The sequence below is a fragment of the Arthrobacter sp. 7Tela_A1 genome, assembly GCF_049311065.1.
GTDB lineage: Bacteria > Actinomycetota > Actinomycetes > Actinomycetales > Micrococcaceae > Arthrobacter_B.
Genome location: NZ_JAXIOO010000005.1, coordinates 75,635 through 87,672, shown reverse-complemented (window position 1 = coordinate 87,672; position 12,038 = coordinate 75,635). Strand labels below are relative to the sequence as shown.

The 12,038-nt window shown below is 66.5% G+C and carries 16 protein-coding genes; 6 read left to right on the top strand and 10 right to left on the bottom strand.

Features of this window, described 5'->3' with window-relative positions; all coding sequences use genetic code 11:
* Both TVB01_RS03590 and TVB01_RS03585 read right to left on the bottom strand, forming a co-directional pair.
* A complete protein-coding gene (locus TVB01_RS03590; RefSeq protein WP_422454165.1) occupies nucleotides 1-636 on the bottom strand; it encodes a hypothetical protein in 636 nt (211 codons plus the stop codon).
* A gap of 26 nt (nucleotides 637-662) precedes the next feature.
* Nucleotides 663-1,028 (bottom strand): VOC family protein, encoded by a 366-nt coding sequence (locus TVB01_RS03585; RefSeq protein WP_422454163.1) that lies wholly within the window; start codon nucleotides 1,026-1,028, stop codon nucleotides 663-665.
* Nucleotides 1,029-1,162: 134 nt separating this feature from the next.
* Here TVB01_RS03585 and TVB01_RS03580 point away from each other — a divergent pair, with 134 nt between their 5' ends.
* Nucleotides 1,163-2,602, top strand: coding sequence for a lipase maturation factor family protein (locus TVB01_RS03580; RefSeq protein ID WP_422454162.1), 1,440 nt, complete (start codon nucleotides 1,163-1,165; stop codon nucleotides 2,600-2,602).
* 37 nt (nucleotides 2,603-2,639) lie between these two features.
* Here the strand turns inward: TVB01_RS03580 and TVB01_RS03575 are convergent, their stop codons facing one another.
* From TVB01_RS03575 to TVB01_RS03565, 3 genes are all read right to left on the bottom strand, one after another.
* Nucleotides 2,640-3,428 carry a winged helix-turn-helix domain-containing protein gene (locus TVB01_RS03575; RefSeq protein ID WP_422454160.1) on the bottom strand — a complete coding sequence of 263 codons (789 nt, stop codon included), beginning with the start codon at nucleotides 3,426-3,428 and terminating at the stop codon, nucleotides 2,640-2,642.
* An 81-nt stretch (nucleotides 3,429-3,509) separates the two neighbouring features.
* Nucleotides 3,510-4,286: a lipoate--protein ligase family protein gene (locus TVB01_RS03570; RefSeq protein ID WP_422454253.1), complete on the bottom strand. Its 777-nt coding sequence runs from the start codon at nucleotides 4,284-4,286 to the stop codon at nucleotides 3,510-3,512.
* Entirely contained in the window at nucleotides 4,283-5,068 is a 786-nt protein-coding gene (locus TVB01_RS03565) for a thioesterase family protein (RefSeq protein ID WP_422454158.1), read from the bottom strand. The genes TVB01_RS03570 and TVB01_RS03565 overlap by 4 nt, the downstream gene beginning before the upstream one ends.
* Nucleotides 5,069-5,299: 231 nt before the next feature.
* Here TVB01_RS03565 and TVB01_RS03560 point away from each other — a divergent pair, with 231 nt between their 5' ends.
* The gene (locus TVB01_RS03560) at nucleotides 5,300-6,268 is read left to right on the top strand and encodes an aldo/keto reductase (RefSeq protein ID WP_422454156.1); all 969 of its coding nucleotides are present in this window, start codon (nucleotides 5,300-5,302) and stop codon (nucleotides 6,266-6,268) included.
* A 21-nt stretch (nucleotides 6,269-6,289) separates the two neighbouring features.
* On the opposite strand, the gene TVB01_RS03555 is transcribed toward TVB01_RS03560, so the two are convergent.
* Nucleotides 6,290-7,009: an SOS response-associated peptidase gene (locus TVB01_RS03555; RefSeq protein ID WP_422454155.1), complete on the bottom strand. Its 720-nt coding sequence runs from the start codon at nucleotides 7,007-7,009 to the stop codon at nucleotides 6,290-6,292.
* A gap of 92 nt (nucleotides 7,010-7,101) precedes the next feature.
* Here TVB01_RS03555 and TVB01_RS03550 point away from each other — a divergent pair, with 92 nt between their 5' ends.
* Both TVB01_RS03550 and TVB01_RS03545 read left to right on the top strand, forming a co-directional pair.
* Complete coding sequence (locus TVB01_RS03550; RefSeq protein WP_422454153.1) at nucleotides 7,102-7,443, top strand: hypothetical protein; 342 nt, start codon at nucleotides 7,102-7,104, stop codon at nucleotides 7,441-7,443.
* A gap of 47 nt (nucleotides 7,444-7,490) precedes the next feature.
* Complete coding sequence (locus tag TVB01_RS03545) at nucleotides 7,491-7,637, top strand: hypothetical protein (RefSeq protein WP_422454151.1); 147 nt, start codon at nucleotides 7,491-7,493, stop codon at nucleotides 7,635-7,637.
* Between the two features lie 16 nt (nucleotides 7,638-7,653).
* On the opposite strand, the gene TVB01_RS03540 is transcribed toward TVB01_RS03545, so the two are convergent.
* From TVB01_RS03540 to TVB01_RS03530, 3 genes are all read right to left on the bottom strand, one after another.
* Nucleotides 7,654-8,043, bottom strand: coding sequence for a VOC family protein (locus tag TVB01_RS03540; protein ID WP_422454149.1), 390 nt, complete (start codon nucleotides 8,041-8,043; stop codon nucleotides 7,654-7,656).
* A gap of 112 nt (nucleotides 8,044-8,155) precedes the next feature.
* Nucleotides 8,156-8,305, bottom strand: coding sequence for a hypothetical protein (locus TVB01_RS03535; RefSeq protein ID WP_227895644.1), 150 nt, complete (start codon nucleotides 8,303-8,305; stop codon nucleotides 8,156-8,158).
* Between the two features lie 58 nt (nucleotides 8,306-8,363).
* Complete coding sequence (locus tag TVB01_RS03530; RefSeq protein ID WP_422454147.1) at nucleotides 8,364-9,005, bottom strand: uridine kinase; 642 nt, start codon at nucleotides 9,003-9,005, stop codon at nucleotides 8,364-8,366.
* 137 nt (nucleotides 9,006-9,142) lie between these two features.
* Here TVB01_RS03530 and TVB01_RS03525 point away from each other — a divergent pair, with 137 nt between their 5' ends.
* On the top strand, nucleotides 9,143-9,571 hold the full coding sequence (locus TVB01_RS03525; RefSeq protein ID WP_422454146.1) for a LexA family protein: 429 nt from the start codon (nucleotides 9,143-9,145) through the stop codon (nucleotides 9,569-9,571).
* Nucleotides 9,572-9,648: 77 nt separating this feature from the next.
* On the top strand, nucleotides 9,649-11,460 hold the full coding sequence (locus tag TVB01_RS03520) for a GAF domain-containing protein (RefSeq protein ID WP_422454144.1): 1,812 nt from the start codon (nucleotides 9,649-9,651) through the stop codon (nucleotides 11,458-11,460).
* Between the two features lie 7 nt (nucleotides 11,461-11,467).
* Here the strand turns inward: TVB01_RS03520 and TVB01_RS03515 are convergent, their stop codons facing one another.
* Nucleotides 11,468-11,887: a GlcG/HbpS family heme-binding protein gene (locus TVB01_RS03515; RefSeq protein ID WP_422454142.1), complete on the bottom strand. Its 420-nt coding sequence runs from the start codon at nucleotides 11,885-11,887 to the stop codon at nucleotides 11,468-11,470.
* Nucleotides 11,888-12,038 lie beyond the last annotated feature (151 nt).

Here is a 12,038-nt window from a genome sequence, read left to right as displayed (position 1 = left end):
TCAGCGGTTCGGGTTGCCGAGCCTGCTTGCGGACTGAACGGAGGCCCGGTCACGGATAGTTCTCACGCAGCGGCGCATAGTGGCCCAGTCGACGGCGGCCAGGGGAACAGCGGCCAGTGAACCCGGGTCCCGCACGCCGTAACGAAACCGGCCTCGTACCAGCAGCCGCGTCTGGGTGGGGCGGACCGGCTGGAGCATCCACAGCCAGGTGCAGCGGCTGTCGCCGTCCGACCACAGCATCCATTCGTTGGGCTGCACTTCCTTGATGCGCAGCCTGTGGCCCGTGCCGCTGGACATGACGTCCCCAACGTCCAGTTCGTGCCGCTGCGGCAGAAGGGAGACCGCGGGCGCGGTGCTCTCCGGTGCCGCCAACCGATTGACGACGTACCACCCGCCCTGGCCGTGGCCGACCCGGTTGAGATAGGGCCAGAGATCGCCGGCCGGCACGCGGACCATCATGCTGTAGGTGTATTCGAACACTTTTCCGGACAAGAAGGTGTCTCCCGGAAGTTCTCCCCCGGCCTCCGCGCGCCGCAGCCGGGGCCGGACGATCCGATAGTAGACACCCGCGGCCGACCCGGCTGCTGCGGCGGCACCGAGCACCCGCCGGAAGGACCGCCCCCGGGGCCCGAGCATGTTCCGCCGTTGAGCCACGAGAGGCGCTAATCCTGTTCCAGGATGGAAAGGATATTCCCGGCCGGGTCCCGGAACCAGGCAATCAGCGGTCCGCCCCGCCGGAAGACGCCCTGTGCGTCCACCCCCTCGAACGCCTCGAAGACCACTCCCCTGCCAACGAGGTCCTCCACGGCGGAATCAATGTCGGACACCGGAAAGTTCAGGACAGTGTAGGTGGCCGGAGTGTGGTTCTTCTTCGGGTAGATCAGCACGTGCTTCTCCGGACCCAGTTCCAGGCGGAGCATCCCGTTGTCCGCCGTCACCGGGAGCTCCAGAGTGGTGCCGTAGAACCGGCGGGCGGAGTCGACGTCGTCCACAGCGAACCCGCTGAACGCTTTTCCGTACTCGAACATGGTGGCACTCCTTCAGCTCGCAGTGCCCTCGATAGTAGTCCCCGAGTGCCCCGCCGGGCACCGTATCTCCCATTGCGGCCGACACAGCGGGCGTACTGCCGGAGCGGCGGATTCAGCGCTAGTGTGGTGGCGCCATGGAGTATTTCAGCGCCGAGGGATACGAATTCGCACGCCAGGTCCTGCAGCGCGGCATCGCCGCGGTCTTCCTGCTGGCGTTCCTGGCAGCGGCGGCACAGTTTCCGGCCCTGCTGGGTGAACGCGGCCTGCTGCCGGCCCCGGCGTACCTGGACCGTGCGCGGGAGCGGCGGATTCCAACACTGTTCCGCCTGCACTACTCAGACCGGCTGCTGCGTTCGGCGGCGTGGACGGGTGTCCTGGTCTCGGCGCTGCTGGTTGCCGGGTTGCCCCAGCAGGGACCGCCCTGGCTTCCGATGCTGGCGTTTGGCGTGCTTTTCTTCCTGTACCTCTCGATAGTGAACATCGGGCAGGTCTTCTACGGCTTCGGATGGGAGTCCCTGCTGCTGGAGGCAGGTTTCCTCGCTGCGTTCCTGGGCTCCGACGAGGTTCCGGTCCCGTTTCCTGTGCTGTTCCTCTTCCGCTGGCTCGCCTTCCGGCTGGAGTTCGGGGCGGGAATGATCAAGATGCGCGGCGACAGGGTCTGGCGGGACCTGACGGCCCTCTACTACCACCACGAAACCCAACCCATGCCCAATCCTGCGAGTTGGTTCTTCCACCATCTGCCCAAGCCGCTGCACAAGGCTGAAGTGCTGGGCAACCATTTTGCGCAGCTCGTGGTGCCGGTTTTCCTGTTCTTCCCGCAGCCGGTGGCTTCCGTCGCCGCAGCCCTGGTGATCCTGACCCAGTCCTGGCTGGTCCTTTCCGGCAATTTCGCCTGGCTCAACACCCTGACCATCCTGCTGGCCTTCAGCGCGATCGACGACGGCGCCGTCCGGGCGCTGCTGCCCTGGGCCTCCTTCGCGTCCCCTGACCCACGCTCCGTCCCGTGGTGGTTCATTGCCGTGGTGCTGGCGATGACGGCGGCGATGCTCTACTGGGCCTGGGCGCCGCTGCGGAACCTGTTCAGCAGGAACCAGCTGATGAATGCGTCCTTTAACCGGTGGCACCTCTCCAACGCCTACGGCGCGTTCGGAAGCATCACGCGGCGCCGGCACGAAGTCATCATCGAGGGCACGCTGGACGATCCCGGACCGGAGGCACGGTGGCTGGAATACCAGTTCCACGGCAAGCCCGGAGATCCTCGGCGTCTGCCCCGGCAGTTCGCCCCCTACCATCTGCGCCTGGACTGGATGATGTGGTTCCTGGGCCTGGGCGCCTCCGGGCGCGGCTGGTTTCCTGCCCTCCTGCAGAAGCTGCTGGAGGCGGACGGGGCGACCCTGAAACTGCTGCGGCAAGACCCCTTCAGCGGAAGGCCGCCGAGTTGGGTCCGCGCCAGGGTTTTCACGTACCGGTTTTCGACGCCCGCTGAACTGCGCCGGGACGGTGCCTGGTGGATCAGGGAACCGGCCGGAGTGCTGGTGGATCCGGTGCGGCTCGAACCCGGCCGGCAGCCCTGAGCCGGCCGGGGCTGCCGGCCGGGCCCCGCAGCGCGGGTCAGACGCTGTCCGGCTTGGTCACCACCATGTGCGTGGCGTGGTCGTACAGGAACGTGACGGGACCGCCGGCATGCTGGAAGCTGTAGTTCGCGCCGTCGAAGTGTGCACCGGTTCCATAGTTTTCAGCCCAGGACCCGTTGAGGGCGGCTTTGTACTCATAGTTCCCGGCCGGCAGGTCCACGGTCAGCTTCCACAGTTCGTCGCTGCGGTCGAAGCTGAGCTGCACGGAATCCGCTCCGGGATCCCAGTCATCCCCGCCCAGGACTGCGCCAAACGTGCCCGGAACGGCCACCGACCCCGGCTGCGGGAAGGACGGACCCTCGTAGTTGTCCTCCGGGTGCGAGCCGTGGGGCTGCGCAGCGGGAGGAGCGGCTTCGGCAGAGACGAGTGCTTCTTCGAGCACCGCCTCGCCCTGCGCTTCGGAGGCGGTCACCGCTTCAACCGTTTGGCGGCTTCCGTGCAGCGCGGCCTGCAGCTGTTCCACGTCGGGGAACTCGGCAAGGGCGGCACGTCCGGCGCCCGTGATGCTCCATCCTGCCCGGCCTTCCTTGAGGATCCAGCCAGCCTTGACCAGTTTGGTGCTGGCAGTGACCAGGGCGCGTTCACCGCGGGCGACGCCGCTGGCCAGCAGCGCCGTCTCAGCCTCGTCGAGGGGCACCTGCTCCAGGGCCTGCCGCAGCACCTCGGCGCGGGAGGTCTTTCCCTGTTCTGACGGATCATGGGCCGCCAGGATTTCCAGGACGGCTTTCAACCGGTGGGCAGTGTTTTCAATACTCTTCTTGGGCAATGCTGGTCCTTTGATTAGTCCTGCGCACGGCCGGTCTGTAGCCGCGCACGCTGCTTTTTCCGTTGCCAGATGCTAACGGGCTCAGGCAGTGGTTGGAAGCATCCGGCCCGGCCCGGCGGAGAATTTCAGCAGCGCAGAGGGGTCCCCTTGACACAACCGGGCGTACCGGCCATAGCCGGCCAGCAGGGCAGCTTCGGCGTCCGCAAGCGTCAGTCCCGGCGCCACGTCCTCTGCTGCTCCCGCGGTTGCCGGATCCCAGTCCAGGCCAAGCGACTGATAGACGGCTGTCAGCACCTGCCGCAGCGGCGCGGCATCCCGGACCACCACCACGGAGGAAAAGAGCCAGGCCCCGGCGACAACCCGCTGGGCGGTTCCCACGAGCTTGATGCGCCCCGTTCCGGTCCCGCCGTGGACGCTGTACTCACCGGGGCAGTATTCCCCCGGGATCTCGCCCACGGCAGCCGCCACGCCCGCATCCTGCAGCGCCGCTGCCAGCAGCGATGCGAAGTCAGCAAAGCGGGGCAGGGAACGGGCGACGGCGTTAGCCTCCGGTTCGATGTGGTCAAGGATCAGGCACCCTTCGTGGTACGCAGCTGCCCTGCCCCCGGCCCGGCGCACCAGCGGCTCGAAGCCCAGGTCCCGGCAGGCGGCCGCCGCGTCTGCGAATCCCGGGAGCCTGGCATCACGCTGGCCGAACGCCACAGTCGGACGGGGACGGTAGACGCGCAGCGACGGGCCGAGCTCTCCCTTGCGGGCCGCAGCCAGAAGCGTCAGGGCGAGTTCCAGGTCCTCCGCGGCGCCCAGCGAATCGCGCTGCCGGTAGACCTCCAGGACACGCGCCGGTTCCTGCACGGTCAGCCCCGGCCCAGCGGCCGGACGGTGAGGATCTGTTCGCTGCGCCCAAAAGGCCCCGACTCGTCATGGAGCACCGAAGAGGTGAGTCCGATTCCGTCGGTGCCGAAAGTCACCCGGGTATCCAGGCCCAGCCAGCGCCCCTCGGGCCTGCGGTGAAGGTGGATCTGAAGGTCTACGTTAGGGAACATCCAGCTGTCCCCTCCCGGCGGGACCCGTGCCGCGACGCCGTTGGCTGCATCCACCAGGCCCAGCAGGCTGACCAGGTCCGGCGTCGGTCCGCCGTCGACCATTTCAAACGGGGACCGGACCCAGACCTGTCCCCGTCCGGGGCGGAGGCCGGGAACGGCACGGAACTCGAGGGTGTTGATGAAGTTCCCCGGCCAGGCGGTCATCCCGTCGAAGCCTGCTGCTTCCGCGGGACCGGGTATGGCGTCGTCTTCCAGGGCGGCGACCTCTGACGTATCACCCACAGCCAGCCGCCAAGCCGTGGCCTTGATGGCCGTGCGCCCGCCGGCAATGAGCTCGGCTTCCAGTAGTTCGATGGTGCGGCCGGCACGGGCCACCTTGGTGGTGACGTCGAAAATGCCCTGCGGGATGATGCCCAGGATCTCGAAGCTGACCCGGGCCAGGCGGAGGTCCGGGCGCTGGTCGGCCTGCTCCAGGCAGTGCACCAGCAGTCCCGCTGCCGGCGCCATGTGCTGCTCGTGGTCGTTCCAGGCACCCTGGGTGTGGATGGTTGATTCGAACGTCCCCTCACCCAGCGAGCGGTAATACGATTCGGCCACTTTTCCTCCTGCCCGGTCCGAATGTGCGCTCCTAGGCTACAGGAGGCGGGTCGGCTGCCGCCCGGGCCGGCACTGGGCCGGCCTGTCTGTCTTTCCCCGGACGGGACGCCGCTGGCGGCCTGCCTCTTCCACGGGGCGGGCGCCGTCGGCAGAATGAGGAGCAGTGCGCCCGCGCACCCCGGCGTTCGTTCCGAGCGTCCGGCTGCGGCGACCTAAGGAAACCGAGGAAGCATGAAGTACACGCATCTGGGCCGTTCCGGCCTGCAGGTCTCCCGGCTGTGCCTTGGCACCATGAACTTTGGCCCCAAGACCAGCGAAGTGGACTCCCACCGCATCATGGACGAGGCGCAGGAAGAAGGCATCAACTTTTTCGATACAGCCAACGTCTACGGCTGGGACAACAAAGGCCTCACCGAGGAAATCGTGGGCCGCTGGTTCGCCCAGGGCGGGGGCCGCCGGGAAGGAACCGTGATTGCCACCAAGCTCTACGGTTCCATGGGGCCGGGTCCCAATGACACGTACCTCTCCGCACTGAATATCCGCCAGGCGCTGGACGCCAGCCTCAGAAGGCTGCAGACCGATCACATTGATCTCTACCAGTTCCACCACATTGACCGGAACACACCCTGGGACGAGATCTGGCAGGCCATGGAAACTGCGGTAGCCCAGGGAAAGGTCATCTACAACGGCAGCAGCAACTTCGCGGGCTGGAACATTGCCGAAGCCCAGGAGACCGCGCGCCGGCGGAATTTCAACGGCCTGGTCTCAGAACAGAGCATCTACAACCTGGTTAACCGCGCCGTGGAGCTCGAGGTCATTCCTGCGGCACAGAAATACGGGCTGGGCCTGATCCCGTGGTCTCCGCTCCAGGGCGGACTCCTCGGCGGCATCCTGAAAGCCCAGGACGACGGCGGGCGGCGGGCCGAGGGACGGGTCCAGGACCTGCTTGCCAAGCACCGGGAGCAGATCCAGGCGTATGAGGACTTCGCTGCGGAACTGGAGATCGAGCCCGGCATCCTCGCCCTCGCCTGGCTGCTGCACCAGCCGGCCGTCACCGCCCCGATTACAGGTCCCCGTACCTCCGGACAGCTCGATGACGCCCTGGCCGCGCTGGACCTCGAACTCGACGCAGAGACGCTGGAAAAGCTGGATGCCATCTTCCCGGGCCACAAGCCTGCACCCGAGGATTACGCCTGGTGATGCGGTCCGGATCCTGCCCTCTCAGGCTTCCCCGCGCCGGTCTTGGACCGGCTCAATCAGCTGGGGTCCGTTGTTCCGCACCGAATTCACTTCACTGGAGACGACCCGCGGGGTGAGCACCGGATCGGGAATCGCGTCCAGCAGGGCGGCGATGGCTTCGGCGTCGGTGAGTTCCGGATCCAGCCAGGTGTCATAAACATCCGGCGGGACAATCAGCGGAGTGCGGTCATGGATGTGCCCGAGTTCATCCGCTGCCTCCGTGGTGATGATGGTGACGCTGAGCAGCCACTTGTGTTCGTGGTCCTCCGGAAGGCTGGGATCGGGCCAGAATTCATACAGTCCGGCAAAGGCGATCGGCTCCGGCGTGGCGGGATGCAGGTACGTCGGGATCTTGCCGTCCTCGGTTTTCTCCCATTCGTAATAACCGTCTGCCGGAACCAGTGCCCGGCGCTTGACCGCTGCCTTCCGGAACGCAGGTTTCTCCAGGACGGTCTCCCGCCGCGCATTGATCAGCCGGGAACCGATCTTGGGGTCCTTGGCCCAGACCGGAACCAGTCCCCATTTGGCCGTTGCCAGCCTGCGGACCGTGCCGTCCCCGGCACGGCGTTCGGTGATAATCCGCACATCATCGGTTGGGGCGACGTTCCAGGAGGCTTCAACTTCCTCCCCCACCACCTGGTCCGCAGCGAAGGAGGACACCAGGTCCGACGTTGCCCTGGCCATCACGTATCGTCCGCACATGGAAGGCATTCTGCCCCACATCGGCCGCGGAGCCCAGTGCCGGGCTGCTGCTGACGCTCCCACAGCATTAGAACATATGTTCTACTTAAGTCATGGACCCTCAGGCTGCGGCGCGGTTGGCAGCCAGGTACGCCAGGCGCGCCGACCCCATCGGATTGACCCCCGAAGAACTTGATTTTGACCACTTTCCGGTCACTACGACCATGCCCGCAATTCCGGTCTGGGCATGGATCCGCTTTCCCGGCTGTGCAGAGCTGGTCAAGGGCGAAACCAGCACCTGGTCGGCCAAGGCAGTGCAGGTGATGTGGGAAGACGCCGGCATCCGGCGCTCTACCTGGGTCTGGGCCTCCGCGGTTTCCCGGCGCTCAACGAACGCCGGCCGGAGCCCGCTCGCGGACCGCACCCCGCCGGGAGGACGGACCCGGAAAGAGTAAGAATGAAAGGGTCAGGTTTTTCGGTTTTCCAGAAAGGTCCAGCGCACGTGTTTGCCCCGTGCACCTGCATCCGGACTGCCGATTCAGCCACGGGCAGGATCGACGTCGAAGTCTATGACCCCTTCTGCCGCCTGCGGATGCACCGCATCAGCGGCTCCACCCTTCGCGAGCCCAGTTACGACATTCCGCACTAGACCCACCCGGCACAAGTCATCCCTCCATGGCGGCGATCTGCAGAAGGTTGCCGCAGGTGTCGGAAAACACGGCTGTCGTCACCGGCCCCATCTGGACCGGCGGCTGTGTGAACTCCACTCCCAAGGCAAGCAGCCGCTCATATTCAGCCTGAACGTCGGCCACCCCGAAGGAATTGAAGGGGATCCCGTCGCGGAGCAGCGCTTCCTTGAAGGGGCCAACCGCCGGATGGGAGCTTGGCTCCAGCAGCAGCTCGACGCCGCCTTCCTCTCCGGCATTGCCGACGGTGATCCAGCGGGCACCCCCTGCCGGCTCGTCGGAACGCTTCTCGAATCCGAGGACCCTGGTGTAGAAATCCAGCGCCTTCTCCTGGTCATCAACGAAGATGCTTGCCACGGTGATTCTCATGCCGGTTTCATCCTTGCCTGCCGGGGAATTAAAGGTGCGGCCGCGACAATAGACAACCAGTTAGCGGCACGCAAGGGTGCGGTGAAAAGCCGCTCCCCCGCCCTGCACGCCGCTAGGACTGTACGTGGTTGCGGCGGTTGCGGTGTTCCAGCAGCAGCCTGGCACCGTTGAGGATCAGGCTTTCCACCGGCACTCCCTGTTCTTCAGCCAACTCTTCCAGCTCCCGCCCGAGCTTGCGCGGGATGTACACCTCGACGTTCATGGGTTAAACGGTATCGCCCGCAGCGGCCCGCCAAGACCACAACCCCTGCGGCCGGCGCTCAGTCCAGACCCCGGCTGGACCGTCCGGCCGGCACGCCGCGGAGGAGGACAGGAGCGCCGGCGTCGTTGTTGTCGATCAGGATGTCCGCGGCGGACCGGGGGCCGCACGCCGAAAGGTAGAGCCGCTGCCCCTGGACGTAGCGGCGGTTTCCGGGCGCCTCCGGGTCAGGGTCGGAGCCATCGCGCAGTTCCATGCGCCGGCACGATGTCTCGAAGGACACATCAAGGAACACCGAAGCATCCCAGATCCCGGTCAGTTCCGGGCGGTGGAGGAAGATTCCGTCCACCAAAACGAAGGCCCTCTCGGGGACCTGCAGTACCGGTCCTTCAATCAGCTCATCGGAACCCAGGTCGTGGCTCGCCGTGCGGCAGCGTCCCGAGCCGCCGGGCCGGAGCGGGTCGATGACCAGCCCGCGGAAGGCGCCATAGTCGTAGGAATCCAACCAAAATCCTTCCGGAGAGTCCGGACCCCGGCGGTAGCGTTCGGCGCGCGCCCGGTGGAACCCGTCGATCGACAGCCTTGCGGCCGGGGCGGGCAGGACACCGGCGAGCGCGTCGGCAAACGTAGACTTTCCGGCCCCGTCCACGCCGTTGACCGCAACAAACACGCGCCGGCCGAGTGCCGCAGGATCAGGGAGCATGTCCGCCACCTTCCACAGCACCGCCCGCCTTTGCCATCCCGTCTCCATAACCCGAGACCCTACTGCAGCACCCGGCCCGCGCGATGCTAGGCTAGAACGGATCGAACGTATGTTCTAACGCAGCGGAGGGCTGGAAGATGCCGGTTTTCTCGGGGAACACTCCCGGCGCTTCCGCGGGCTCCCGCCCGGAGGCCCTCTCCAGCGCGGACGCAGCCTCCGGCTTTCCCAGCCCGTCCCGGGACTATTTCGACGGGCGCATCGACCTCAACCGGCACCTGATCCGGGATGTCACCTCCACCTACATCGTCCGGGTTTCCGGCGACGCCATGTCCGGAACCGGGATCAGCGACGGTGACGAGCTGATCGTTGACCGGTCGCTGACACCCCGTGACGGGTCAGTGGTCATCGCTGTCCTGGACGGGGAATTGGCGGTGCGCAGGCTGCGCCTGACCGGCCGGGGCATCGTCCTGGCCGCAGAGAACCCCGCCTATGAGGACCTGCCCGTCCCTGATCCGGCGGCGCTGACCATCTGGGGTGTTGTGACCAGATGCCTGCACCATGTCTAACCTCTTGCAGCCTTGATCCCGCGGGCTATTCTTGGACCCCGGGCGCAGCGCAGCGTCTCGCAAGACAGGGGCCGTCAATGCAGCAGCTTCCCACTCAGACCATTACCCCGCTCAGCCACGCCCCGCTGCCGGAGCTGGACCGCATCACCGAACTGGCAGGCGGCCTGGCCGGACAGTTCGAGCTGGTGCCGCTCCTGGAACGCGTGCTGGGCAACGCCGTCGCACTCCTGGGCTGTGAGAGCGGATCCATCTCGATCGTGCATGAATCAGAGGGGTACTACCGCAAGGAAGTGGACCAGGGCGTCGGCTGCCACCAGGGGCAGACGTTTCCACTGACGGAAGGCCTAACCGGACAGATCGTCAAAACCCGCGGTACGGTAATCCTCGACTGCTACGCGTCTGTGCCCTCCGGCCACATTGACCCCGGCGATCCCCGGTGGGCAAGCGCCGTCATCGGTGTGCCGATCGTCTGGGACGGCGCTGTGATCGGCACATTTGCCATCTTCAGCAACGGGCCGGGCCGCATTTTCACCGCCCAGGACGCCTCCCTTGTGGAGCTTTTTGCCAACCACGCCGCGATCGCGATCATGAACAGCCGGCTCCACCAGGCCGCCGCCGCGAAGGAGCGTGAGGCGGCCGTTGCCGGAGAGCGGGAACGTGCGGTGCAGGAGGTCCACGAAACCATCGGCCGGTCGCTGGGCGCACTCCTGCTCCACCTGGACCGGGCGGATAAGGCGACGCCGGGAGGTTCACCTTCGATTGCACACATCGACTCCGCCCGCGTACTGGCCCACGAAGCCCTTTTTGATGCCCGGCGCACGGTGCTTGGCCTTGCCCCCTCCGGTCTCGCCGGCCGCACCATCGAGGAAGCCGTCCGGCTGGAACTCGACACGGTAAGGGCGGGCTCCCGAACCGGCATCTCTTTCCTGGTCACCGGTGAGCCGCGTGAACTGTCGCCGGTCGTTGCCTACCAGCTCTATATGGTGATCCAGGAAGCCGTGGCCAACGTGCTTGCCCATTCCCGGGCCAACAGTTGCCGGGTGGGGATCTTCTACGACGAAGCATTCGTGCGGGTTGTCGTCGAGGACAACGGGCGCGGCTTTGAGCGCCGGAACGTCGAGAGGGAGGTTGGAAGTACACAGGGAATCCAGCTCGGCCTTCACGGGATGGCCTCCCGCATCCACTATCTGCGGGGCGAACTCCACGTGGATTCCACGCCGGGATGGGGCACCAGCATCCGGGCGCAGGTGCCGTATTCCTCGAACGGCGACGCGTCCCGGGACCGGTGGAAAGTCCTCGTTGCCTGCACCCGGCCGCTCGTTCGCGCCGGCCTCGTCCGGCTGCTCGAAACCTCCGAGCCGTCCGTTCAGGTCCTCGGAGAACCTGCCACGCTGGAGGACCTGACGGAATCGGTGTCGCTGCTCCAGCCGGACATGATTGTCCTGGACGAAACCCTGCTCGGCCCCTACGCACAGGCACGCCCGGCCAGCGGCGACACGGTCGAGCGGCCCGTCGTCGTTGTGGCGGATCAGCCGACCGATGAGCAGCTTGCCCTCTCGGCGTCCTCAGGCATTCGGGGTTTCATCTCTCTGTCCTCCACCTCCGCCGAGGTGGCGCGCGTCGTAGTCGCCGCAGCCCGGGGTGATGCCCTGCTGGACGGCGCGGTCTTCAGCCGCCTCGCCGAGGGCCGCGAAGTCCCCCAGGACACGGCCGCCTCCCGGCTGACCGCCCGGGAAGTGCAGGTGCGCAACCTGCTGGCCGAGGGCCTTGCGGACAAGCAGATCGCCACCAGACTGGGGATCTCCGTGAAAACCGTGGAGAAGCACGTGGGCGCCATGCTGCGGAAAACCGGTGCCCGCAACCGCACCATGCTGGTGACCCTGCGGTAGACCGGCCTCAGAAGGCAGCTACGCCCGCCGAGGCGACCTCCTGGTCCTGCTCGATCGTCCCCGTGGAGACGCCAATCGCGCCCAGGATACTTCCGTCGCGCACCAGCGGGATGCCGCCTGGGAACACGGCCAGCCTGCCGCCGTGCGCATCGCTCAGCCCGAAGATAGGGCCGTCCGGGCGGGTAACACCCTGCAGGTCCCCGGTCTCACACTGGAACGCGATCGCAGTGTAGGCCTTGTTTATCGCGATGGTGATACTGCCGATGTTGGCGCCGTCCATCCGCACGTGCGCCTTGAGGTTGCCGCCGGCGTCAACGACGGCGATGTCCATCGGCTGGCCGATTTCCGTTGCCTTCCCTGCCGCCGCATCGATCACCCGGCGGGCTTCCGCGGAAGTGATGGTCTCGAGCACTGATCCCTGGGCCATGGGTGTCCTTCACCGTTGAAGTTGAAAACGCAGTGGCTTGCGCAGCCGCGGCCCATTCAACCACCGCGGCCCTGCGCCGGCGAGGTGGGAAATACCCCCATGTACGGGGAGGGTTACCACCCATTCCGGTGTCGGGACAACGCGCCTAGCA